The 22561-nt window shown below is 72.3% G+C and carries 22 protein-coding genes and 1 pseudogene; 7 read left to right on the forward strand and 16 right to left on the reverse strand.

The annotated features are described in order from the left end of the window. Positions 1-292: 292 nt before the first annotated feature. Positions 293-787, reverse strand: coding sequence for a MarR family winged helix-turn-helix transcriptional regulator (locus tag IF23_RS0125665; protein WP_030287650.1), 495 nt, complete (start codon positions 785-787; stop codon positions 293-295). A gap of 171 nt (positions 788-958) precedes the next feature. On the opposite strand from IF23_RS0125665, the gene IF23_RS0125670 reads away from it, so the two are divergent. Then, entirely contained in the window at positions 959-2092 is a 1134-nt protein-coding gene (locus IF23_RS0125670; protein ID WP_037679669.1) for a questin oxidase family protein, read from the forward strand. Positions 2093-2108: 16 nt separating this feature from the next. Here the strand turns inward: IF23_RS0125670 and IF23_RS0125675 are convergent, their stop codons facing one another. The 4 genes and pseudogenes from IF23_RS0125675 to IF23_RS0125690 all read right to left on the reverse strand — a co-directional run bounded on the left by IF23_RS0125675 (position 2109) and on the right by IF23_RS0125690 (position 6836). Then, a complete protein-coding gene (locus IF23_RS0125675; RefSeq protein ID WP_030287654.1) occupies positions 2109-2870 on the reverse strand; it encodes a class I SAM-dependent methyltransferase in 762 nt (253 codons plus the stop codon). A gap of 466 nt (positions 2871-3336) precedes the next feature. After that, a pseudogene (locus tag IF23_RS31610) lies at positions 3337-5245 on the reverse strand (AMP-dependent synthetase/ligase). Between the two features lie 384 nt (positions 5246-5629). Further along, positions 5630-5947: a hypothetical protein gene (locus IF23_RS0125685; protein ID WP_030287656.1), complete on the reverse strand. Its 318-nt coding sequence runs from the start codon at positions 5945-5947 to the stop codon at positions 5630-5632. A 232-nt stretch (positions 5948-6179) separates the two neighbouring features. Beyond that, positions 6180-6836 (reverse strand): TetR/AcrR family transcriptional regulator, encoded by a 657-nt coding sequence (locus IF23_RS0125690; RefSeq protein WP_078654262.1) that lies wholly within the window; start codon positions 6834-6836, stop codon positions 6180-6182. Between the two features lie 268 nt (positions 6837-7104). Here IF23_RS0125690 and IF23_RS0125695 point away from each other — a divergent pair, with 268 nt between their 5' ends. Continuing rightward, positions 7105-7980, forward strand: coding sequence for an alpha/beta fold hydrolase (locus tag IF23_RS0125695; protein WP_030287660.1), 876 nt, complete (start codon positions 7105-7107; stop codon positions 7978-7980). A gap of 96 nt (positions 7981-8076) precedes the next feature. On the opposite strand, the gene IF23_RS0125700 is transcribed toward IF23_RS0125695, so the two are convergent. The 4 genes from IF23_RS0125700 to IF23_RS0125715 all read right to left on the reverse strand — a co-directional run bounded on the left by IF23_RS0125700 (position 8077) and on the right by IF23_RS0125715 (position 12056). Then, a complete protein-coding gene (locus tag IF23_RS0125700) occupies positions 8077-9426 on the reverse strand; it encodes a dicarboxylate/amino acid:cation symporter (protein ID WP_030287662.1) in 1350 nt (449 codons plus the stop codon). Positions 9427-9827: 401 nt separating this feature from the next. Next, the gene (locus IF23_RS0125705; RefSeq protein WP_030287664.1) at positions 9828-10118 is read right to left on the reverse strand and encodes a DUF4229 domain-containing protein; all 291 of its coding nucleotides are present in this window, start codon (positions 10116-10118) and stop codon (positions 9828-9830) included. A gap of 171 nt (positions 10119-10289) precedes the next feature. Beyond that, positions 10290-11453: an aminofutalosine synthase MqnE gene (gene mqnE / locus IF23_RS0125710; RefSeq protein ID WP_030287665.1), complete on the reverse strand. Its 1164-nt coding sequence runs from the start codon at positions 11451-11453 to the stop codon at positions 10290-10292. 144 nt (positions 11454-11597) lie between these two features. Further along, complete coding sequence (locus tag IF23_RS0125715) at positions 11598-12056, reverse strand: Lrp/AsnC family transcriptional regulator (protein WP_030287666.1); 459 nt, start codon at positions 12054-12056, stop codon at positions 11598-11600. A 123-nt stretch (positions 12057-12179) separates the two neighbouring features. Here IF23_RS0125715 and IF23_RS35470 point away from each other — a divergent pair, with 123 nt between their 5' ends. After that, a complete protein-coding gene (locus tag IF23_RS35470) occupies positions 12180-12308 on the forward strand; it encodes a hypothetical protein (RefSeq protein WP_281180012.1) in 129 nt (42 codons plus the stop codon). Between the two features lie 52 nt (positions 12309-12360). Here IF23_RS35470 and IF23_RS0125725 read toward each other — a convergent pair whose 3' ends face one another. Continuing rightward, a complete protein-coding gene (locus IF23_RS0125725) occupies positions 12361-13101 on the reverse strand; it encodes a UbiX family flavin prenyltransferase (RefSeq protein WP_051739897.1) in 741 nt (246 codons plus the stop codon). A gap of 100 nt (positions 13102-13201) precedes the next feature. On the opposite strand from IF23_RS0125725, the gene IF23_RS0125730 reads away from it, so the two are divergent. After that, positions 13202-13789: a rhomboid family intramembrane serine protease gene (locus IF23_RS0125730; RefSeq protein ID WP_037679672.1), complete on the forward strand. Its 588-nt coding sequence runs from the start codon at positions 13202-13204 to the stop codon at positions 13787-13789. A gap of 66 nt (positions 13790-13855) precedes the next feature. Then, positions 13856-14455 (forward strand): DUF4870 domain-containing protein, encoded by a 600-nt coding sequence (locus tag IF23_RS0125735; RefSeq protein WP_030287669.1) that lies wholly within the window; start codon positions 13856-13858, stop codon positions 14453-14455. A 100-nt stretch (positions 14456-14555) separates the two neighbouring features. On the opposite strand, the gene mqnP is transcribed toward IF23_RS0125735, so the two are convergent. Then, positions 14556-15449 (reverse strand): menaquinone biosynthesis prenyltransferase MqnP, encoded by an 894-nt coding sequence (gene mqnP, locus IF23_RS0125740; RefSeq protein WP_030287670.1) that lies wholly within the window; start codon positions 15447-15449, stop codon positions 14556-14558. Positions 15450-15484: 35 nt separating this feature from the next. Further along, positions 15485-16942 carry a menaquinone biosynthesis decarboxylase gene (locus tag IF23_RS0125745; protein ID WP_030287672.1) on the reverse strand — a complete coding sequence of 486 codons (1458 nt, stop codon included), beginning with the start codon at positions 16940-16942 and terminating at the stop codon, positions 15485-15487. 88 nt (positions 16943-17030) lie between these two features. Here IF23_RS0125745 and IF23_RS0125750 point away from each other — a divergent pair, with 88 nt between their 5' ends. Both IF23_RS0125750 and IF23_RS31615 read left to right on the forward strand, forming a co-directional pair. Further along, positions 17031-17447: a PLD nuclease N-terminal domain-containing protein gene (locus IF23_RS0125750; RefSeq protein WP_030287674.1), complete on the forward strand. Its 417-nt coding sequence runs from the start codon at positions 17031-17033 to the stop codon at positions 17445-17447. A 70-nt stretch (positions 17448-17517) separates the two neighbouring features. Further along, positions 17518-18033, forward strand: a complete 516-nt coding sequence (locus tag IF23_RS31615) for a nucleoside deaminase (protein WP_107127018.1) — start codon at positions 17518-17520, stop codon at positions 18031-18033. A gap of 92 nt (positions 18034-18125) precedes the next feature. On the opposite strand, the gene ccsB is transcribed toward IF23_RS31615, so the two are convergent. The 4 genes from ccsB to IF23_RS0125775 are packed head-to-tail and all read right to left on the reverse strand — an operon-like array spanning position 18126 to position 22488. Further along, positions 18126-19280 carry a c-type cytochrome biogenesis protein CcsB gene (gene ccsB / locus IF23_RS0125760; protein WP_030287678.1) on the reverse strand — a complete coding sequence of 385 codons (1155 nt, stop codon included), beginning with the start codon at positions 19278-19280 and terminating at the stop codon, positions 18126-18128. Then, entirely contained in the window at positions 19277-21106 is a 1830-nt protein-coding gene (gene resB, locus IF23_RS0125765; RefSeq protein ID WP_030287680.1) for a cytochrome c biogenesis protein ResB, read from the reverse strand. Before resB ends, ccsB begins: the two co-directional genes overlap by 4 nt. A 4-nt stretch (positions 21107-21110) precedes the next feature. After that, positions 21111-21872 (reverse strand): cytochrome c biogenesis CcdA family protein, encoded by a 762-nt coding sequence (locus IF23_RS0125770; RefSeq protein ID WP_030287682.1) that lies wholly within the window; start codon positions 21870-21872, stop codon positions 21111-21113. 4 nt (positions 21873-21876) lie between these two features. After that, a complete protein-coding gene (locus IF23_RS0125775; protein WP_030287684.1) occupies positions 21877-22488 on the reverse strand; it encodes a TlpA family protein disulfide reductase in 612 nt (203 codons plus the stop codon). Between the last annotated feature and the right edge of the window lie 73 nt (positions 22489-22561).

Consider the following 22561-nt stretch of genomic DNA (forward strand, 5'->3'; position numbering starts at 1 on the left):
CTTACGGGGTGGTGGGGTGGGGCGGGTTGGGGGTGCGGGTTGTCCCGTAGGGGGTGGGTGGGCCCCCGGGCTGATCCCTGCCCGGCGGGCGGCACGGGTACGGCGGGAGGGCCCCTGGGATCTCCCTGGGATCTCCCTGATCTCGCCCCGGGTCCTCCCGGGCGGGTCCTCCCGGGCGGGTCCTCCCGCTGGGCTGCCGGACGGTTCTCCCGCGACGCTCCCGGAACACCCCCGCGACGCCACCGGAACACCCCGCGACGCTCCCCCAGCTCCACCCCAGTTCTCCCCTCCCCTAGCTCTCCCTGATCTCCCGTACCCACCCCGTCAGCCCGGCCAGGAATCCGGCGCGTTCGTCGGGTGTGAGGGTGTCGAGGGCGCGCAGCAGGGGTTCGGAGCGGCGGGCGACGAATGTTTCGAGGGCCGGGCGGTAGGCGTCGGCGAGGTCGACCAGGATGCGGCGGCGGTTGGCCGGGTCCTCGGTGCGGGTGACCATTCCGGCGCGGTGGAGCGCGCCGACCAGTTCGCTCGCGGTCGGCAGGGACACCTGGAGCCGCCGCGCGATCTCGCCGACGGGCAGCGGGCCGCCGGAGAGCAGCTGCGGCAGGACCGCGCCGTGCCGGGCGGTCAGCCCGTGCTCCGCCATCGTCCGCCGCATCTTCTCCGGCATGAGGTCGGCGACGGCCCCGGCCCGGAAGAACGGCGCCAACAGCGGTACGAGGCCGATGACTTCGAGTTCCGCGGGGTTCGGCACCCGGGGGCTCTTCCCCGGCTCGTACGCATGAGGCATACTCCGATCCTAAACGCTTCGGATATCCAAACTGTTAAGGAACCCGAACTCAAGGAACCCGAACTCACTTCGGAGATCCGCACCGGACTCACTTCAGGGTTCCGCACCGAATCCACTTCAGGGATCCGCACCAACCCGCCCTCGCCCCACACCACCCAGAACGGGGAGACCATGCCGTCGACCGGATACCACGACGCCCTCAACGACGCCCTGGAGCGGATGGACGACCTCGGCTACGAACGCGGGCAGGGCGTCGACCTCGCCAGCCACGGTCCCATGGGCGCCGAGGCGCTCGCCGCGCTCGGCCACGAGGACGACGTCGCCCGCTGGGTCGGCCGCTACCGCAACGCCCTCGACCACCACGCCCCGCCCACCGCCCGCTTCCCCCTCGACCCCGCCGACCCGTCCTCCTGGCGCCCCGCCCTCGGCGCCTTCGACCGGGCGGGCGACTGGGAGGCCCTCTTCGCCCGGGAACTCGCCGACTCCCCCTGGCGCGACGTCCTCGTCCGCTGGTGGCCGCGGCTGCTCCCCGGCCTGTTCGCAGGGTTGACCCACGGTCTGATCCGTACCGCCCACGCCGTCCGTGGCCTGCACGCGACCGGCGCCGACGCCACCCCGCTCCAGCTCACCGAACTCGCCCGCGGCCTCGCCTACTGGGCCGCCCGCCACACCGAACTCCCCGGCGTGCCCCACCTGCACGGCACCTTCGCCCTCCCGTCCGCCGTCGCCGCCCTCCCCCGCGACCCGCAGGACGGCGGCCTCACCCCGGGCGCGGTCCGGCAGCGTCTGGACGCCCTCACCGACCACCCCGGCTACCACGAGAGCCTGGGCCGCCTCGCCCCCGAGCACGCGCCGCGCCTGCTCGGCGACATGACGCTCCAGTTCACCGACGTCTACCTCGGCCACCCCGAGGTCCCCCCGGTCCCCCTCATCCACGGCGTCACCGCCCCCGCCGCCGTCCGCCTCGTCCTGCCCCACCTCCCGTACGAGCTGTACGAGCCGACGCTGGCCCGGCTCTGGCAGGTGCACACCGCGTTCCTGCTGGCGTTCACCACCGACCGGCGCGGCGAGGGCACCGACGCCTGGCGCGACGAGGTCCCCGACCTGCCGCCCCTCGCCGATCAGGCCGGGCGCGCCGCCGAGCACGGCGACGAACACGTCATCAAGTTCACCGAGGCGTGTCTGCGCGAGTACGCGCTCCGCCCCGACCCCCGCTACCGGGCCGCCGCGCACGCCGCCCAGCAGCGCATCCCCCGCCTCGACGCGGGCGGCGCGGTCGGCACGGTGGCCCGCCGCGCGGTCTGAGGCAGCGGACCGGCCCTCACCGCTCCCCGGCCACCAGCACATCCACCACGTACCGCTCCTCGACCACCCCACCGGGAAATTCCGCCGCCAACCGCTCGCGCTCCGCGTCGAGGAAGGCGCGGCGCGCGGCCGGTGCGAGGACGAGGAGGGCGGAGCGGCTGCCGACGTTGGCGAGGTGGGTGCCGAGCGGCACGGCGCGCCCCCAGGGGAGCAGCCGCCGTACGACGCGCAGCTCCGTGAGGCCCGCCAGCCGGATCGCCGTCGCGTCGTCGGGCCGGGTCGCGGCGCGCGGGGCCACCCCGCAGTGGCGGGCGATCCGCTCGTGCTGCGCCCGCAGCCACGGCACATCGAAGGCGGTGGTGTTCCACCAGACCGCCAACGCCCCGCCCGCCCGCACCACCCGCCGCGCCTCCGGCACCGCCCGCGCGGTGTCGGTCCACTGCCAGGACTGCGCGTACGTGACGAGGTCGCAGCTGCCGTCGGCGAGCGGCAGCGCGTTGCCGTCGCCCCGGACCAGCGGCACCTGCGGCAACGCCCGCCGCAGCTCCGCCGCCATCGCCGCCCCCGGCTCCACCGCGACCACCGCGGCGCCGCGCTCCCGCAGCAACGCGGTCGCGATCCCGGTCCCCGCCCCGACATCGGCGACCCGGACCCCGGCCCAGGGCCGCCCCAGGCACTCCCCCACGAAGTCGAACAGCTCAGCCGGATACGAGGGCCTGCTCACCGCGTAGCGGACCGCATCCCCCTCGAACGCCAGGGCCCGCCCCCGACCGGTCACGTCACTCATCGCCCCAGCATCACCCGGAGCCCGGCGCCACGGGGCGGAAACCTCCGTACGGCGCACGTCCGATCACGCAGCCGCGGGGTGAGGGCCGTCGCCCACGTACTGGCCCCGTCCCTCTGCACCGCCGCGACGAACCGGTGCCGGGCCACCGCCGGAACCACGGGCCGGGGCCCACCCGGCGCCACCTTCAGGCCACGGACGGGGACGACGAGGCGATCCCCCGCCCCCGGGGCTTCGCCCCTCCGCCCCAACCGAAAGCCCCGTGCCACCTCCCCCACAGAGGTGACACGGGGTTCCAGTCTGACGCGCCGCGCGGGATGGCTCCATAGGGGGTAGCGGGTTTCTTACGGAGGAGTCAGGTCGCGTGGGTCACTTCGGGTGGCTCGTGTGGGCCGCCCGATCGGAGCGTGCGGGGCGCGCGGGGCCGCCCCCCGAGGGACGGGTCAGGGCCCCGTACGGGTCACCCCGACCCGGGCCCCGCCTCGTACAGGTCCTCGATCCGGTCGGTGAACTGGCGGGTCACCTCCGCCCGGCGGAGCTTGTGGGACGGCGTCAGCTGGCCGGCGCGTTCGGTGAACTCGACGGGGAGGACCGCGAAGCGGCGGATCGACTCCGGGCGGGAGACCAGGCGGTTGGCGTCGTCGACGGCGCGCTGGAGGGTGGCGCGGAGGTCCGGGTCGTCGACGAGGGCGGCGAGCGGGACGTCCGTCTTCCGGGCCCTGCGGCGCCAGTGGGTCAGGGCCTCGGGGTCCAGGGTGAGGAGCGCGGTGACGTAGGGGCGGTTGTCGCCGGTGACCAGGCAGTGGGCTATCAGGGGGTGCGCCCGGACCCGGTCCTCCAGGGGCGCCGGGGCGACCCGCTTGCCGCCGGTGGTCACGATCATGTCCGTCTTGCGGCCGGTGAGGGTGAGGTGGCCGTCCGGGTCCAGGGTGCCGAGGTCGCCGGTGGCGAACCAGCCGTCGGTGGTGGCGGGGACGGCCGTGGCGCGGGACGCCTCCCAGTACCCGGCGAAGACCTGGCCGCCGCGCAGCAGCACCTCGCCGTCGTCCGCGATCCGTACGGCACCGCCGGGCAGCGGCAGTCCGACGGTGCCGGGGCGCGGCCCCAGCGGCGGGGCGGCGGTGGCGGCGCCGCAGGTCTCGGCCAGACCGTAACCCTCCAGGAGCGTGACCCCGGCGCCGGTGCAGAAGTGCGCCAGATCCCGGTCGAGCGGGGAGCCGCCGCAGATCAGATGCCGTACGCGGCCACCGAGCGTCGCGGAAGGGGCGGTAGGCCACCGGCTCGTGGAGGCGGCGGGCCGCTTTCAGGCCGGGGCCCGGCCCTCTCCCGGTGCCGCGGTCGCGGGCGGCGACCGCCTCCCCGTAGCCGCGGGCGACGCGGACCGCCCGGTCGAAGGCGGCGCCCCGGCCCGCGGCCTCGGCGGCGGCGCGAGCGGTGCGGCAGACCTTCTCCAGGACGTACGGGACGGCGTGGAGGAAGGTCGGGCGGAAGTCGGCCAGGTCGGCGAGGAGGTCGTCGGTGCGGAGGCTGGGCGCGTGGCCGAGGCGTACCCGGGCGCGCAGGCAGACCAGCGCGGCCATCCGGCCGAAGACATGGGAGAGCGGGAGGAAGAGGAGGGTGGACGCCGGTTCGGCGCCGTCGGGGCGGAGGACGGGGCCGAGCAGCGCCACCGCGTTGTCGATCTCGGCGTGGACGTTGCCGTGGGTCAGCGCGCAGCCCTTGGGGCGGCCGGTGGTGCCGGAGGTGTAGACGAGGGTGGCGAGGTCGGCGGGGCCGATGGTGGCGCGCCGTTCGTCGACCACCGTGTCGGGCAGTTCCCGTCCGGCGGCGACGAGGTGGGCGACGGCGCCGGTGTCGAACTGCCAGAGGTGGACGAGGGCGGGCAGCCCGCCGCGGACGCCGGTGATCAGCCGGGTCTCCGTGACGCTCTCCCCGACGCAGGCGGCGGCCCCGGAGTCGTGGAGGATCCACGCCACCTGGTGGGCGGAGGCAGTGGGGTGGACGGGGACGGTGATCAGCCCGGCGGCCCAGGCGGCGCAGTCGATGAGGGTCCACTCGTAGGTGGTACGGGCCATGAGCGCCAGCCGGTCGCCGCGGCGCAGCCCGTGGGCGATCAGGCCCTTGGCGACGGCCCGGACCTCGTCCGCGAAGTCCGCGCAGGTCAGGTCGGACCAGCCGCCGTCGGCCTGCCGCCGGGCCAGCGCGACCGCCCCGGGCGCTTGGGCGGCGTTGACGAACGGCAGGTCACCCAGGGAACCGCGGACGAGCGGCGCCGCCAGCGGGGGCAGCGCGACCTCGCGGACGGTGCCGTCGTGGACCGTCAGCGCGGGCGCGGCGGGCGGGGGCGGGGCGGAATCCTGGCGGAACACGGGCGGCTCCTCGTCGGTGGTGGAGTCGCCGCCGGGCACGGTCGAACCCGACGGGCGGCGGCCACCACCGCGTACGCGGGGGACGGACGCGGGACGTGACCGGGTGCGCTACGTGGGGAGGGAGAGCGGGAGTGGGTGAGCGAGGGGAGCGGGGCGACGGGGCGCTTGATGAGCAGCCAACTGCCTTACGTATGACGGCAGTTGGGGTTTCGGCAGGTGGCGTTCGGCAGGCGGCAAGGGGTGGCCTGTGCCGACCGTTCGCGCCGACCGGCCGGTAACCTTACTTCGCGGTAAATTTACGCCAGGGTCGCGCGTCGGCCAATGCCTGACGCCGGGCTTTGTGCGCCGGATCCGGGCGCCGCCCCGCCGCCCGCCGCGCAGGGCTCACGGCTCGGCCCGGCGCTGCCACAGCATCTCCAGTCCCAGCACGATGGCGCACACCACCGCGACCGTGCCGGGAACGGCCACGAGCGCCACATGGATCGGGCTGCCCTCGTCCGGCAGGAAGAGATCCACCCACCCCAGGGCCAGGGCCAGCGCGGTGGCGATCCCGCCGACCCGGGAGGCGCCCTCGAAGAGGCGCGCGTGCCACGGTCCGGAGCCCGGCGACTCCCTCGCCCGCACATCGATGCTGAAGAAGATCAGCAGGACGGCGAGGAACGAGATCAAGGTGACCATCTCGGACGACGGCATCTGGCGCATGTCGCGCTCCCTTGGTGGGCGAGGGCGGCTCCGCCCCGGCGCCGCTCCCGCCGGGATGGACACCGGGCAACATAAGAGGCCGTGCGACCGATCGGGGAGAGCGGAAAAGCCCTCCGCTCCCGCTTCACCCGGATGGCGCCACGCCGCCCGGCCCGCCGGGCCACCGTCGTAACCGTCCCGGGCCGAGGGCGGGATCCCCGTACGGGTCCGCGTGTGGCACCCCGGGGCCCCCTCAGTCGCCCACCCCCGGCGACTCAGCGGCCACCCCCGGCCCCCACCGCTCCCCCGTCATCATCCGGTGCAGCCCGGTCCAGGCGAAGTTCATCAGCGTGGCGGCCGTGCGCTCCGCCGCCGCCCGCGGGTCCGCCGGGGGCGCATCGTCCGAACCGGCGCCCTCCGGTGGGACGTTGGCCCACTCCGCCAGCGATTCGGCCGCGCCGACCAGGGCGTGGGCGAGGCCCGCCACCTCGCGCGCGGGCAGATCGGCGGCGCACTCCGACTCCCGGGCGGCGGCGCCGATCAGATCGGCCACGAAGTCGACCAGCCCGGCGCGCATCGCGGCCACCTCGTGCGCGAACGGCTCGCCCTGTGTGCGCGCCTGCTGGTGGAGGACCGCCCAGCTGTCGGGGTGCGCCGCGGTGTGCGCGAAGAAGCCGGTCAGCCCGCTCCACAGCTGGCGGTCGGCGGGCGCGTGCGGCTCGACCGCCGCCGTCACCGCGGCGACCAGCGCCGCCGCCTCCCGCCGGATGACGGCGCTGAACAGCTCCTCCTTGGAGTGCAGATAGAGGTAGACGAGCGGTTTGGAGACACCGGCCAGCTCCGCGATGCCGTCCATCGAGGCGGCGCGGTAGCCGTGCCGGGCGAAGGTGATCACCGCCGCGTCCAACATCTGCTGCTCGCGGACCGCACGCGGCACCCGCTTCCCCTTCACCGCACCCACGCCGAACGTCCTTCCGTCCCACCCCTCGACCGCACCGAAGTTTACGATCTTCGGCTCGCACACCCCTTCCCTTGACGCCCTCCCCACTTAACGAGACGATACGTCTCGTTGCGAAGCGAGACGCCACGTCTCGCCTGACGTCGCCGCGCCGTGCCCGCGGACAGGCCCGCGAACGGGCCCGTACGCCCCTTCCCGTCACCGCCCCCGGAGGTCCCCCATGCAGCAGTACGTCGAAACCGCCCCCGGCGTCCGCCTCTGGACCGAGCAGCGCGGTCCGGCCGACGCGCCGCCGCTGCTCCTGGTCATGGGCGCGCAGGCGTCCGGCATCGGCTGGCCCGAGCCGTTCGTCGACGCGCTCGCCGAGCACCACCGCGTGATCCGCTACGACCACCGCGACACCGGCCGCTCCACCTGGTCGTTCGACACCGACCCCTATCCGATCTCCGCGCTCGCCGAGGACGTCGTCGCCCTCCTCGACGGGCTCGGCATCGCCCGCGCCCACCTCGCCGGGCTCTCCCTCGGCGGGATGCTGGGCCAACTCGTCCTCGCCGACCACCCCGAACGGGTCGCCTCCGCCACCCTGATGGGCACCAACGCGCTCAGCACCCGCCCGTACACCGCACCGGACGGCACCGAGACCCCCGTCGAGGAGTTGCCGGGCATCGCGCCGGAGATCCTGGAGTTCTGGGCGCGGCCGGTCGAGGACCACGGCGAGGAGGCCGAACTGGACCGGCGCGTCGCACACTGGCGGCTGCTCGCGGGCGGGCGGCTCCCCTTCGACCCGGAGTGGTACCGCGACCTGGAGCGGCAGATCATCGCGCACACCGGGACGTACACCCCGCCGAGCGCCCACTCCCGCGCCGACCCCGACGGACTGCTGCGCACCGAGGAACTGGCCGCCAACCGCGTCCCGGTGCAGGTCGTCGTGGCCCCCGCCGAGCCGGTGTTCCCGCCGCCCCACCCGCACCACCTCGCCCGGTGCCTCAACGCCGTACGGGTCACGGAGATCCCGGGCATGGGCCATGCGCTGCCCCCGGCCGTCCAGGGTCCGCTCGCCGCGGCGATCCTCGCGCACACCGGCGCCACGGGGTGAGCCCGCCGGTACGACGACGGCGCCCCCGGAACCACGAGGGTTCCGGGGGCGCCGTGGCGCGCGCGGACCGGGGGACGGACGGCCCGCGCGGACGGCTCAGCCCGCAGCCGCCGCGGCGGGCACCGGGGCGGGCTGCTCGGCGGGGACGACGTCCGCCGCGTCCGCCTCCAGGGTGCTGCCGTGGGCGGTGGCGTACGCGTCGCGGTCGAGGATCTTCTCCTTGGCGGCGACGATGATCGGGATCGCCGACTGGCCCGCGACGTTGGTGGCGGTGCGCATCATGTCGACGATCGGGTCGATCGCCATCAGCAGACCGACGCCCTCCAGGGGCAGGCCCAGGGTGGACAGGGTCAGGGTCAGCATGACCGTCGCGCCGGTCAGACCGGCGGTCGCCGCCGAGCCGATGACCGAGACGAAGGCGATCAGGACGTAGTCGCCGATGCTCAGCGGCACATCGAAGATCTGGGCGATGAAGATCGCGGCGATCGCCGGGTAGATCGAGGCGCAGCCGTCCATCTTGGTCGTCGAGCCGAACGGCACCGCGAAGGACGCGTACTCCTTGGGCACACCGAGGCGCTCGGTGACCTTCTGGGTGACCGGCATGGTGCCGACCGAGGAGCGGGAGACGAACGCCAGCTGGATCGCGGGCCAGGCGCCCTTGAAGAACTGGATCGGGTTGACCTTGGCGACCGTCGAGAGCAGCAGCGGGTAGACGCCGAAGAGGACCAGGGCGCAGCCGACGTAGATGTCGACGGTGAACGTCGCGTACTTGCCGATGAGGTTCCAGCCGTACGTCGCGATGGCGTTGCCGATGAGGCCGACGGTGCCGATCGGGGCGAGGCGGATGACCCACCACAGGGCCTTCTGGAGCAGCTCCAGACCGGAGCGGCTGATCTTGAGGACCGGTTCGGCCTTCTCGCCGAGCTGGAGGGCGGCGACACCGGCGACGGCGCCCATGAAGACGATCTGCATGACCTTCAGCTCGGTGAAGGGCGTGATCACGTCGGTGGGGACGATGCCGGTCAGGAAGTCGATCCAGGATCCGGCGTGGTCGGGCGCCTGCCCGTCCTTCGGCGTCAGGCCGGTGCCCGCGCCGGGGTGGGTCAGCAGGCCGATCGCGAGGCCGATGGCGACCGCGATCAGCGAGGTGACCATGAACCACAGCAGGGTGCGGGTGGCGAGCCGGGCGGCGTTGTTGACCTGCCGCAGGTTGGTGATCGACACCAGGATCGCGAAGAAGACCAGCGGGGCGACGACGAGCTTCAGCAGCTGCACGAACATGTCGCCGATGTGCCCCAGCGTGGACGTCAGCCAGGCGACGTCACCGCTCTTGGCGACCCAGCCGAGCAGGACGCCGAGGACCAGACCGGACAGGATCTGGACCCAGAACGGGATCTTGGGTATTCGGGGTCTCGCGGGCGCGGAAGTCTCGGAAGGCGTGGACAACGGACACACTCCTGGGCAGGTCAGGCTCGGGTGAGGTGCAGAGGTGAAGGGGCGTCAGGCCGCCCGGAGGTCCGTACGCGGATCTCCGGCCGCTCTCAGAGGTCAGCGGCGGCAACAAGCCGCGGAGACACAGCGGCAAAGATCGACGTGCAGGCGCGCCACGAGCCGGATGCCCGGCGGGAGCGTGTGCGCGGCTGCTGTCTTCATGTCGATTACGTTAACACTCAAGCTTTGAGGAACCCAAAGAAAATCTTTGGTCTCGGCGTCCACGGAACCGCTCATACATGCCGAACGCCCCGCCACGGAAAGGAAATTCCGGGGCGGGGCGTCCAGGACGGTGCGGTGCGGGTGTGAGGTGTCCGACACCCGTGGCGGACGGACCGGCGTGCGGCCCGGCGGCTTCAGAGGAGGCCGTCCTCCTGGCTGCGGTTGGCGGCCAGCCGCTCGCGCTGCCGGTCGACCTTGTCGACGATCTGTACGGACATCTGGTCCCGCTGCTTGCGCAGCAGCACCAGGCTGAGCGGCGCGGAGACCACGATGGCGACCAGCAGCAGCCAGATCACCTGCGAACCCTTGGTCGCGAGCGGGATGACCCCGAGCCAGGCGAGCCCCCACGCCACCACGAAGCAGGCGAGGAAGAGGCCGAGGCGAAGCGCGGTGTAGCGGAGTGTGGCGTACTTGGGGCTGCTCACGGTGCGGAACCTTCTTCTCAACGGCAACCAAAGGGTCGCCAACCAGTCAAGCACAGCGCCAGGGGCGATCTTCCGTGGCCCCGGCGGGCGTTGCCGGGCCGCCGGCAGGGCGTCCCGGACCAGCGAGAACGCCCCCCGGCCGGAGCCGGGGGGCGTTGTCGGTGAACGGCGTCAGACGCGCATCGCCTGCGGCGACTCACGGCGGTCCGGGTCCGGACCCGGGTACTCGCGGATCGCCTCGTAGCGGGTGTTGCGCTCGACGGGGCGGAACCCGGCGTCGCGGATCAGGTCGAGGAGGTCCTCACGGGTCAGCTTGTTGGGCGTCCCGTAGTTGTCCGCGTCGTGCGTGATCTTGTACTCGACGACCGAGCCGTCCATGTCGTCCGCGCCGTGCTGGAGCGCCAGCTGCGTGGTCTGCAGCCCGTGCATCACCCAGAAGCACTTGACGTGCGGGACGTTGTCGAAGAGCAGTCGGGAGACGGCGAAGGTCTTCAGCGCCTCGGCGCCGGTGGCCATCGTCGTACGCGCCTGGAGCTTGTTACGGACCTTGCCGTCCTGCATGTCGACGAAGTCGTGCTGGTAGCGGAGCGGGATGAAGACCTGGAAGCCGCCGGTCTCGTCCTGCAGCTCCCGCAGGCGCAGCACGTGGTCGACGCGGTGGCGCGGCTCCTCGATGTGGCCGTAGAGCATCGTGCACGGGGTCTTCAGACCCTTCTCGTGCGCGAGGCGGTGGATGCGCGACCAGTCCTCCCAGTGGGTGCGGTGGTCGACGATGTGCTGCCGGACCTCCCAGTCGAAGATCTCCGCGCCGCCGCCGGTCAGCGACTCCAGACCCGCCTCGATCAGCTCGTCGAGGATCTCGGAGGCGGAGAGACCGGAGATGGTCTCGAAGTGGTGGATCTCGGTGGCGGTGAACGCCTTCAGCGAGACGTTCGGCAGCGCCTTCTTCAGCTCGCTGAGGGAGCGCGGGTAGTAGCGCCACGGCAGGTTCGGGTGGAGCCCGTTGACGATGTGCAGCTCGGTGAGATTGTCGTTCTCCATCGCCTTGGCGAGGCGGACGGCCTCCTCGATGCGCATGGTGTACGCGTCCTTCTCGCCCGGCTTGCGCTGGAACGAGCAGTAGGCGCACGACGCGGTGCACACATTCGTCATGTTGAGGTGACGGTTGACGTTGAAGTGGACGACGTCGCCGTTCTTACGGGTACGCACCTCGTGGGCGAGACCGCCCAGCCACGCCAGGTCGTCGGACTCGTAGAGGGCGATGCCGTCCTCGCGGGTGAGCCGCTCACCGGCGTGGACCTTCGCCTCCAGCTCGCGCTTGAGCCCCGCATCCATCGACGCAGCCATCCGGTCGCCTCCCAGTCCTGCCGTGTCCGTGTCTGTCCCGTTCCGGCCCTGCGAACGAGCCGGACCGAGCCTACTCCCCCGCGCGCGAGGCGGGCGGAGACCCCTGACGGGCCCCCGCCCGGCCCCGGTCTGCTACGCGGGCTCCTCCGGCAGCTCACCGACGCGGTTCTCCCACTTGGTGGAGAGCACGATGGTGGTGCGCGTACGGGAGACGCCCTTGGTGCCGGAGAGCCGCCGGATCGTGGTCTCCAGGCCGTCGACGTCGCCGACGCGGACCTTGAGCATGTAGGAGTCGTCCCCGGCGATGAACCAGCAGTCCTCGATCTCCTCCAGGTCGCGCAGCCGCTGGGCGACGTCCTCGTGGTCGGCGGCGTCCGAGAGGGAGATGCCGACCAGCGCGGTGACGCCGAGCCCGAGGGACTTGGCGTCGATCGTCGCGCGGTAGCCGGTGATCACTCCGGCCGCCTCCAGACGGTTGATGCGGTCCGTGACGCTGGGCCCGGAGAGGCCGACGAGCCGGCCCAGCTCCGCGTACGAGGCCCGCCCGTTTTCGCGAAGTGCCTGGATGAGCTGCCTATCCACCGCGTCCATGCCCTCTAGCCTTCCAATCTTTATGAATTTTCGAGTCCTGCATGTAGAATCTAAGGCATACAGGGCCCGATGCCCTGTGATTCTCTCAAATGATCAAGGACGATCTTCACAGGAGTTGTCACCGTGTACTCGATCGAGATGGCCTACGCCCGCATGCGCGAGCTGCAGGACCGGGCCAATCGTTCCCGTGCTCACCAGCCCGCCGCCCCGCGGGCCCGGCGCCGTACGCTGCGCGCCGCCAAGAAGCGCTGATCCGCGCCCCGCGGGCGCCGCGCCACCGGCCGGACCGGCCCCCGCGGACCACTCACCGACGGACACCGGGGCCCTCCTCACGGGAGGCCCGCCCCAGTTCCCCCTCCCAGCGCCGGTACAGGCCGTGCGGCACACCCGCCGCATCGAGCACCCGGCCGGCGACGAAGTCCACCAGATCCTGGATGTGCGTCGCCCCCGCGTAGAACGCCGGAGAGGCGGGCAGCACCACGGCGCCCGCCTCGTCCAGCGCCACCAGCTGCTTCAGCGTCGGTCCGCTCAGCGGGGTCTCCCGCACCGTGACCACCAGCGGCCGCCGCTCCTTGAGCGTCACGCTCGCCGTCCGCTGGAGCAGATCCTTCGAGAGTCCGAGCGCCACCCCGGCGACGCACGCCGTGCTCGCCGGGACGATCACCATCCCCTTCGCCGGATACGAACCCGACGACGGTCCGGCCGCCAGATCCCCGGCCGGCCAGCACCGCACATCCGCCAGATCCGCCTCGGTCACCGGGAACGTCTCCGGTCGGCCGTCGGCGCCGCGCGCCAGCCACTGCCGAAGATCCGCCTGCCAGTGCGCGTCCCGGAAGGCGATGCCGGTCTCGTCCAGCAGCGTCAACCGGGACGCCCGGCTCACCACCAGATCGACCGCCTCCCCGGCGGCGAGCAATGCGCGTAGCACCGAGGCGGCGAACGGCGTGCCGGAGGCGCCGGAGACCCCGACGACCCACGGGCGGCGCGGGCCGGGGACCGGCTGCGGGGCGCCGGATGAACTGGTGTCGCTGGGCGTGAACTCCACGACATCGACCCTATCCGGCGGAACCACCGGCCCCGTCACGGCCGTTCTCCCACCGGAACCCCGCCGCCCGGGCGGGCCACCGCACCGAGGAGGCCGGACGATGAGCCGAGCGAGGCCCGCGCTCTTCCTGATGCTGGGCTGGACCGCGCTCCTGTGGGTCCTGGAGATCGCCGACACCGTCAGCGGCCACGCCCTGGACACCTTCGGGATCCGGCCGCGGGAGCTGTCCGAACTGGTCGACATCGTGCCCGCCGCCTTCATCCACTTCGGCTTCGACCACCTCCTCGCCAACACCCTGCCCCTCTTCGTCCTCGGCTTCCTCGCCGCGCTCCGCCTCGGCGTCCGCCGCTTCCTGTGGGTGGTCGCGCTGATCACCGTCGTCAGCGGGCTCGGCGTCTGGCTGACGGCCTTCCCGCACAGCAACACCGCGGGCGCCTCCGGCGTCGTCTTCGGCATCCTCGGCTTCCTCCTCGTCCGCGGCTTCACCGACCGCTCGCTGCCCGACGTCCTCATCGGTCTGGGCGTGCTGGTCGTCTACGGCTCGCTGCTGTGGGGCGTGCTGCCCGGCGCCGGGGACGTCAGCTGGCAGGGCCACCTCTTCGGACTGGCCGGTGGGGTGCTCGCCGCGTTCCTGCTCCGTGCGCTGCCGCGGCGCACCGCCCGGCCCGCTGTCGGACCCGTCCCGTAATCTCTCGGTAACGGCAGAGCGCCGGGCGGGGACGACCGTCCGGCCGCAGTACTACGGGGTGAGCAGATGTCCGACCAGCAGCCCGGTTACGGCTACGGCCCACAGGGCCAGCCGCAGCAGCCCTACGGCGCCCAGGGATGGCAGCAGTCCGCCCCGCCCGGCGGCTACGGCTATCCGTCCGCCGGTCCGTACCCGAGCCCGGGGTACGCCGCGCCGCCGCCGTCGGCGCCGTCCCACTCCACCGCGATGTGGGCGCATCTGAGCGCGCTGTTGACGGTCACCGCGGGCTCGGCGATCTGCTGCGGGATCGGCGCGTTCCTCGGCTGGATCGGCCCGATGTCGATGCGCAACGACTCCCGCAACAAGAACGACCCGTATCTGCGCCACCACACCACCGAGGCGCTGAACTTCGGGCTCACCCAGGCGATCATGGCCGTCATCGGCACCGTGCTCTACTTCAGCACGATGATCGTCTACGGCATGGTCGCCAACGCCGCGCAGCGGGCGTCCGCCGGGCTCGCCGTCCCGATGCTGACGATCATCGTGATGATGGGCGGCTACGCCCTCAGCAGCGTCGTCTGCTCGATCATCGCCACCATGAAGGCCAACCGCGGCGAGTGGTGGACCTACCCCCGCCTGGTCGCCTGGCCGATGCTCAAGCCGTGAGCCGCCCGCCCCGCCGGTGACGGCCGGGGCACGGCCCGCGAAGACAGCTACGGCCCGGAGCCTCCCGCTCCGGGCCGTACGCCGTTTCCGTGCCGTGCCGTCAGAGCGTCAGACCGCGGACCACCAGATCGGCCAGCGCGCAGACGAAGAGCGCGATACCGATGAAGCCGTTGACGCTGAAGAACGCGCGGTTCAGGCGCGACAGGTCGTGCGGCCGGACGATCGTGTGCTCGTAGAGGAACGCCCCGACGACGATCACCAGGCCGACCCAGAAGCACACCCCGGCGCCGGTGGCCAGCGCGTACCAGACCAGCAGTGCGGTGGTGACGGCGTGAGCGGCGCGGGCGCCGTGCAGCGCCGCCGGGATGCCGAAGCGGGCGGGGACGGACTTCACGCCGTGCGCCCGGTCCGCCTGCACGTCCTGGCAGGCGAAGATCAGGTCGAAGCCGCCGATCCACACCCCGACCGCCAGCCCCAGGATCACCGCGTCCCACGACCAGCTGCCGGTGATCGCCAGCCAGGCGCCGACCGGCCCCATCGCCTGCGCCAGCCCGAGGATCGCGTGCGGGAAGTGGGTGAACCGCTTGCCGTACGGATAGACCACCATCGGCACCACCGCGACCGGCGCCAGCGCCAGGCACAACGGGTTGAGCAGCGCCGCGGCGCCCAGGAAGACGACGACGGCGATCAGCGCGCCGGTCCACGCCGAGCGGACCGACACCGCGCCGGTCACCAGCTCCCGCCCGGCGGTGCGCGGGTTCCGGGCGTCGATCTCGCGGTCGATGATGCGGTTGGCGGCCATCGCGAACGTCCGCAGCCCGACCATCGCCACCGTCACCAGCAGCAGCCGCCCCCACTGGACGGTCCCGTCCACCTCGTACATCGCGGTCAGCGCCGCGATGTAGGCGAAGGGCAGCGCGAAGACCGAGTGCTCGATCATGACCAGGCGGAGGAACGCCTTGGTGCGGCCGGGGCGCGGGGGCGCGGCGGGCAGCTGCGCGCCGCCGTCGCCGGGGAGGGCTTCGCTGCTCACAGGCCGTACTCCTTCCACCGGCGGTCGACCAGCGCCGCCGTCCGGGCGTCCGACTCGACCATGTCCGGCCAGCCGCCGTCGCGGGTGTAGCCCTCCTCGGGCCACTTCTTCGTCGCGTCGATCCCCGCCTTGCCGCCCCAGAACTGCTGGTAGGAGGCGTGGTCGAGGTGGTCGACCGGGCCCTCGACGACGGTCAGGTCGCGGGCGTAGTCGGTGTTGCCCAGCGCCCGCCAGGAGACCTCGTGGAGGTTGTGGACGTCGCAGTCGGCGTCGACCACGACGATCAGTTTGGTCAGCGACATCATGTGGGCGCCCCAGATGGCGTGCATGACCTTCTGTGCGTGCTTGGGGTACTTCTTGTCGATCGAGACGATCGCGCAGTTGTGGAAGCCGCCGGACTCGGGCAGGTGGTAGTCGACGATGTCCGGGACGATGATCTTCAGCAGCGGGAGGAAGAAGCGTTCCGTCGCCCGGCCCAGCGGTCCGTCCTCCGTCGGCGGGCGGCCCACCACGATCGACTGGAGGATCGGCCGCTTCCGCATCGTCACGCAGTCGATCTTCAGCGCCGGGAACGGCTCCTGCGGCGTGTAGAAACCGGTGTGGTCGCCGAACGGGCCCTCCGGCAGCATCTCGCCGGGCTCCAGCCAGCCCTCGATGACGACCTCCGCCTGCGCCGGGACCTGGAGCGGGACGGTCTTGCAGTCGACCATCTCGATCCGCTTGCCCTGGAGGAACCCGGCGAAGAGGTACTCGTCGATGTCGCCGGGGAGCGGCGCGGTCGAGGCGTACGTGACGGCCGGGGGGCAGCCGAAGGCGATGGCGACCGGGAGCTTCTCACCGCGGCGGGCGGCGACCTGGTAGTGGTTCCGGCTGTCCTTGTGGATCTGCCAGTGCATCCCGATGGTGCGCCTGTCGTGGCGCTGGAGGCGGTAGAGACCGAGGTTGCGGATGCCGGTCTCGGGGTCCTTGGTGTGCGTCAGGCCCAGGTTGAAGAAGGAGCCGCCGTCCTTCGGCCAGGTGAAGAGCGCCGGGAGCGCGTCCAGATCGACGTCCTCGCCGCGGAGCACGACCTCCTGCACGGGCGCATCGTCGCCCTTGACCTTCTTCGGCGGGACGTGCGTCATCCCGGCGAGCTTGCCGAACGCCTCGCGCATCCCGACGAAGCCCTGCGGCAGCTCGGGCCGGAGCAGTCCGCCGATCTTGTCGCTGATGTCGCCGTACGACGTCAGGCCGAGGGCCTTCAGCAGGCGGCGGTCGGTGCCGTAGACGTTCATGGCCAGCGGCATCGCCGAGCCCTTGACGTTCTCGAAGAGAAGCGCGGGGCCGCCCGCCTTCTGGACCCGGTCAACGATCTCGCCGACCTCCAGATGGGGGTCGACCTCGGCCTTGATGCGCTTGAGGTCGCCCTCCCGGTCGAGCGCGCGCAGAAACGAGCGAAGATCGTCATAAGCCATACGTCCCAGTATCGGGTACGCACTACCCTGGACGGGTCACCGGGCCCCGCAGCGGGCCCGCCGCCGCGTCCAGGGGGCCGCCTCCGCCATGCTCAGGTATCTGCCGTTCCTTCTGGTCCTGGCGCTGTGGATCTACGCCTTCATCGACTGCGTCAACACCCCCGAGTCGCAGATCCGCGGCCTGCCCAAGGTCGTCTGGGTGCTCATCATCCTGCTCTTCGGCGAGGTGCTGGTCGGGCCGATCGCCTGGCTCGTCGCGGGCAAGGTCCGCGAGACCGCGGGCGGCGCGCCGCGCGGCCGGGCCACCTGGGTGGCGCCCGACGACAACCCGGAGTTCCTCGACTCCCTCAAGGACGGGCGGCGCAAGCAGGAGAGCGAGCGGGACGAGGCACTGCTCAAGGACTGGGAGGCCGATCTGCGCCGCCGCGAGGAGGAGCTGCGCCGCCGCGACGACGACGGCACTCCGAACGGCCCCGGCCAGACCCCGCCGCCGTCGAAGGACTGACAGGCTGGGCGGCATGGACGACCCCACGGAGTCCGGCCGCCGGGAATGGGCGCGCGACCGTGACGCGCTGATGCGCGACGGCACGGACGACCGCCCCGCCCCCGACCTGCCGGGCGATCCGCGCCATCTCCAGGAGCAGGCCCGGACGATGCTGGCGACCGCGCTGGCCGAGGCGCGCGCCGGGCGCGACGAGGGCGGGGTGCCGATCGGCGCGGCGCTCTACGGGCCCGACGGCACGCTCTGGGGCCGTGGCCGCAACCGCCGGGTCCAGGACGGCGATCCGTCCGCCCACGCCGAGACCGCCGCCTTCCGCGCGGCCGGGCGCCGCCCCGGCTACCGCGGCACCACGATGGTCACCACCCTCTCGCCGTGCTGGTACTGCAGCGGTCTGGTGCGGCAGTTCGGCATCTCCCGGCTCGTCGTCGGCGAGGCCCGCACCTTCCACGGCGGCCACGACTGGCTGGCCCGCCACGGCGTCCGCATCGTGGTGCTGGACGATCCGGAGTGCGTCCGGCTGATGCGGGAGTTCACCGAGGAGCGGCCGGAGCTGTGGCGGGAGGACATCGGGGGCGCCGGGGCGGAGTGAGCGCCGGGAACCCGGGCCTGTCCGGCGCCCCCGGAGACGCCCGGAGGCGGCCCCGTGCCGGGACCGCCTCCGAGGGTGTGGGTACGGGTGGGTCAGACCCCGGCGTACGAGTGCAGGCCGGTGACGAAGATGTTCACGCCGTAGTAGTTGAAGAGGTAGCAGGCGAAGGCGATCAGGCCCAGCCAGGCGGCCTTGCGGCCCTTCCACCCGGCGGTGGCGCGGGCGTGCAGATAGCAGGCGTACGCGACCCAGGTGATGAAGGACCAGACCTCCTTGGGGTCCCAGCCCCAGTAGCGGCCCCACGCGGCCTCGGCCCAGATGGCGCCCGCGATGATGGTGAACGTCCACAGCGGGAAGACCGTGGCGTTGACCCGGTAGGCGAACTTGTCGAACGAGGCGGCGGCGGGCAGCCGGGACATCACGTCGTTACCGGCGATCCGCACCCGCAGCCAGAACGTCGACTCCTCCTTGTTCTTGCCGGTGCGGCGCAGGGTGTCCAGCCGCTCGTGCAGCGCGGCGACCCGGCCGTCGGCGACCCGCTCCTCGTAACGGTCGCGGAAGAGGAAGAGCAGCGTGGCGACGGCGCCCATGTAGAGGACGGCGCCGGAGATGATGGCGCAGCTGACGTGGATCCACAGCCAGTACGAGTGGAGCGCCGGGACGAGCTGGTCGCTGGCGGTGTAGAGGACGGAGACCGCGAGGCCGAGGGTGAGCAGGACGGTGGTGACCAGCGGCAGGCCGAGCCAGCGGACGCTCTTCCTCGCCACCAGCAGGACCAGGTACGCGGTGACCGCGACGGCGGCGAACGTCGTCGAGAACTCGTACATGTTGCCCCAGGGGGCGCGCTGCACGGACATCGCGCGGGTGACCACGCCGCCGACGTGCAGCGCCCAGGCCAGCACCGTCAGGGAGATGGCGATCCGGCCGTAGAGGTCGCCCTGCTCGGTGCCGCCGGCCGCGCCGGGGCCGTCGGGGACGTCCCGGCTGCCGGGCGCGGAGCGGGTGTGGACCACGGGCCGGTCCAGCACGGCGGTGCCGCCCTTGGCCGATGCGCGGACGGTGACGGTGGCGGGCTTCGCCGCCTCGGCGGTCAGCGCGGCGGCCGTGCGGCCGACCTTGCTGCGGCTGCCGAACACCCACTCGGCCATGTGCGCGAGGAAGGCCAGGGTGTAGACGGCCATCGCGCCGTAGACCAGCAGATTGCTGTTGTGCGCCAGTGTCTCGTTGGCTGCGGCCGCGATGTTCACGCGCGCGCTCCTTCGGAGGGGTCAGCGGGGTCGGCGGAGTCGGTGGGCTGCGCCGGGTCTTCGGGGGCTGCGGGGGCCGCCTCGTCGGGGGACGCCGCCTTCTCCTCGGTCGGCGCCTCGCCGGTGGCCGGGGCCGCGTCGTCCGGCTGTGGCTCCGCGTCCGGGGCGACCGGGGCGTCCGGGGTCAGGGCGGCGGCCAGATCGGCCAGCTCCTCCGGGAGGCGGGCCGACTCGCTGCGGCCCAGACCGGCGATCTCGACGACGGTGGTGCCGTCCGGGCCCGGCTCGGCGCGGACCCACACCCGGCGGCGCTGGACGAAGAGCGAGGCCGCCAGGCCCAGCAGCGCCGCCACCGCGCCGGTCAGCGCGAGACCGTTGCCCGGCTGGTGGGTGATCTTGAAGGTGGCCCAGGTCTTGACGCCGGTGAAGGTGATGGAGCCGTCGCCGTTCGGCAGCTTCATCGTCTCGCCCGGCAGCATCATCTTCGCGAGCTTGCGGTCCTTGACCTGGTACTGCTTGAGGTTCTTCTGGTCGAGTTGGTAGACGTTCTGCGAGGGGCCCGAGCCCAGCCCCAGGTCACCGTGGTACGCGGTGAGCGTGAGCACCGGGTAGTCGAGCGCCGGGAACGTCGAGAACATCGAGCCGGAGCCCTTGCCGCCGAAGGTCGGCACGAAGAAGCCCTGGAAGCCGAGCTGATTGCGCTTGCCGTCCTTGGTCTGCGCGGCAGGCACCTTGATCACACCGGTGGAGGTGAAGTTCTTCGGATCCTGCGTCAGGAACGGCACCGCGCCGTCGTAGACGGTCTTGCCGCGGCCGTCCTTGACCTTGACCTGCGGCGCGTAGCCGTGGCTGAGGAGGTAGACCCGCGAGCCGGCGATGTCGAGCGGCTCGTTGACCTCGATCTTGGTGCGGTGCTCCGCGCCGTCCGCGCCGGTGTAGTACGTGACGTTGGCACGGAAGGTCCGCGGCGTGCCGCGCTCCGGGCCGGTCCGCTCGTACGTCGCGTCGAAGCTGTTGAGGGTGAAGCCGAAGGGCTCCATCGCGTCCGGGTCGTAGAACGGGCCGGACTTGAAGTCGTCGTACTGCGTGAGGTTGTTGGCGAAGCCGTCGCCCTCGGTGATGAGCTTGCCGCCCTCGGACTTCCACAGGCTGCCGACGGCGAACGCCACCAGCATCACGATCAGCGCGACATGGAAGACGAGGTTGCCCAGCTCCCGCAGGTACCCCTTCTCGGACGCCACCGCCGTACCGGCCCGGTGGACGCGGAACCGCCGCTTCTTCAGCAGCCGGTGCGCCGCGTCGAGCACCGCCTCCGGCTCCGCCTCCGTACGCCAGGTCGCGTACGCGGGCAGCCGGGTCAGACGGCGCGGTGCGCCCGGCGGACGGCCGCGGAGCTGGCCGACGAACTGCCAGGTGCGCGGCACGATGCAGCCGATGAGGGAGATGAAGAGCAGCAGGTAGATCGCGGAGAACCACACCGAGCTGTAGACGTGGAACATCCCGAGCTTGTCGTAGACGCCCGCGAGCGAGGGGTGGTCGGTCTTGAACGCGTCGACCTTGACGGGGTCGATGGAGGTCTGCGGGATCAGCGATCCGGGGATGGCGCCGATCGACAGCAGGAAGAGCAGCAGCAGCGCCACCCGCATCGAGGTGAGCTGGCGCCAGAACCACCGCACCCAGCCGATCGGGCCGAGCGAGGGGAAGCTGATCTCCTCCTTGGGCGCGGTGGAGAGCTGCGCTCCGGCCGCGCCGAGATCGGAGCCCGCGTCGCCGTCGCGCGGGGCGCCGGACTCCGCGTCGCGAGAGGTGTCGGTCGTGGTGGACATCGGTTCAGATCCCAACGGTGGAGCTTTGCGTCCAGCTCTGCAGCCCGGACATCATTCCGTCCCAGACGCCGGTGACCAGGAGGATGCCGAGGACGACCATCATGCCGCCGCCGATCCGCATCACCCATACGTAGTGCCGCTTGACCCAGCCGAACGCGCCGAGCACCCGGCGGAACGCCAGCGCCACGGCGATGAACGGCAGGCCCAGGCCCAGGCAGTAGACGACGGTGAGCAGTGCGCCGCGCGGGGCGCTCGCCTGGTTGAAGGCGAGGGTGTTGACGGCGGTGAGGGTGGGGCCCAGGCACGGCGTCCAGCCGACGCCGAAGAGCGCGCCGAGCAGCGGCGCACCGGCCAGCCCCATCGCGGGCTTCTTGTGGAAGCGCAGCTCACGCTGGCCGAACCGCTTGAGGACACCGGCGAAGGCCAGGCCGAGCAGGATCATCAGGACGCCGAGGACCTGGGAGATGATCTCCTTGTGCTCCTGGAGCCGCTGCCCGAAGAAGCCGAAGAGCGCGCCGCCGGAGACGAAGACGGCGGTGAAGCCGAGGACGAAGAGCAGCGCCCCGGCGACCATCCGGCCGCGCCGGGCCTCGCCGAGGTCGGTGCCGGTGACGCCGGTGACGTACGACATGTAGCCCGGTACGAGCGGCAGCACGCAGGGGGAGAAGAAGGAGACCAGCCCGCCGAGGAGGGCGAGGGGGACCGCCGCCAGCAGGGCGCCGGTCATGACGGTGTCGTTGTACGCAGCGGCGGCGAGCGTGATCACGGGGTCACTTCTCGGCGATCAGCGGCTTGATCATCGCGCGCAGATCGTACTCGGCGAGCGGGCCGAGGGAGCGCGCGGCGATCTTCCCGTGCCGGTCGATGACGATGGTCGACGGGATGGACTGCGGGTTGAGGCTGCCCTTGGGGAAGCGGAGCATCAGCTTGCCGGTCGGGTCGAAGAGACTCGGGTACGGCATCTTGTGCTGGTCCTCGAAGCTGGTCGCCTGTGTCTTGTTGTCGCGGGTGTTGATCCCGACGAACTGGACGCCCTGCTTCTCGGTGTCCTTGGCGACCTTCGCGAAGTTCGGCGCCTCCGCGATGCACGGACCGCACCACGAGCCCCAGACGTTGAGGACGACGACCTTGCCCTTGTAGGAGGAGAGGTCGAGCTGCTTGCCGGTGGTGGTCTCGCCCGAGATGTCCGGCACCTTCTGCCGGTCGGCCGCGTCGACCCGGGCGATGCCGTTCTTGCCCTGGACGAACCGGGTCTGCGAGGAGCCGCCCGAGGTGCCCTCACCGCAGGCGCTCAGCGTCAGCGACGCGAGCACCGTCCCCGCGGCGAGCAGGGTGAGGCGACGGCGGCCGGTGAGGCGGCGTGGGGCACGGCAGGCACTCATGTGAAAAGTTTCGCATGGGCGGATTCCGGATCTTTGGCGCCCCCCTCACCGGGCGGATCACGCCACGAAAGGG

The sequence above is a fragment of the Streptomyces catenulae genome, from assembly GCF_000718015.1.
In the GTDB taxonomy this organism is placed as follows: domain Bacteria; phylum Actinomycetota; class Actinomycetes; order Streptomycetales; family Streptomycetaceae; genus Streptomyces; species Streptomyces catenulae.

Bases quoted from the DNA above. Each gene is read 5' to 3' on its own strand.
- IF23_RS0125665 (WP_030287650.1), bottom strand. From the start codon at position 787: ATGCCTCATGCGTACGAGCCGGGGAAGAGCCCCCGGGTGCCGAACCCC.
- IF23_RS0125670 (WP_037679669.1), top strand. From the start codon at position 959: ATGCCGTCGACCGGATACCACGACGCCCTCAACGACGCCCTGGAGCGG.
- IF23_RS0125685 (WP_030287656.1), bottom strand. From the start codon at position 5,947: ATGCGCCAGATGCCGTCGTCCGAGATGGTCACCTTGATCTCGTTCCTC.
- IF23_RS0125690 (WP_078654262.1), bottom strand. From the start codon at position 6,836: ATGTTGGACGCGGCGGTGATCACCTTCGCCCGGCACGGCTACCGCGCC.
- IF23_RS0125695 (WP_030287660.1), top strand. From the start codon at position 7,105: ATGCAGCAGTACGTCGAAACCGCCCCCGGCGTCCGCCTCTGGACCGAG.
- mqnE (WP_030287665.1), bottom strand. From the start codon at position 11,453: ATGGATGCGGGGCTCAAGCGCGAGCTGGAGGCGAAGGTCCACGCCGGT.
- IF23_RS0125715 (WP_030287666.1), bottom strand. From the start codon at position 12,056: ATGGACGCGGTGGATAGGCAGCTCATCCAGGCACTTCGCGAAAACGGG.
- IF23_RS0125730 (WP_037679672.1), top strand. From the start codon at position 13,202: ATGAGCCGAGCGAGGCCCGCGCTCTTCCTGATGCTGGGCTGGACCGCG.
- IF23_RS0125735 (WP_030287669.1), top strand. From the start codon at position 13,856: ATGTCCGACCAGCAGCCCGGTTACGGCTACGGCCCACAGGGCCAGCCG.
- IF23_RS0125745 (WP_030287672.1), bottom strand. From the start codon at position 16,942: ATGGCTTATGACGATCTTCGCTCGTTTCTGCGCGCGCTCGACCGGGAG.
- IF23_RS0125750 (WP_030287674.1), top strand. From the start codon at position 17,031: ATGCTCAGGTATCTGCCGTTCCTTCTGGTCCTGGCGCTGTGGATCTAC.
- IF23_RS31615 (WP_107127018.1), top strand. From the start codon at position 17,518: ATGCGCGACGGCACGGACGACCGCCCCGCCCCCGACCTGCCGGGCGAT.
- resB (WP_030287680.1), bottom strand. From the start codon at position 21,106: ATGTCCACCACGACCGACACCTCTCGCGACGCGGAGTCCGGCGCCCCG.
- IF23_RS0125775 (WP_030287684.1), bottom strand. From the start codon at position 22,488: ATGAGTGCCTGCCGTGCCCCACGCCGCCTCACCGGCCGCCGTCGCCTC.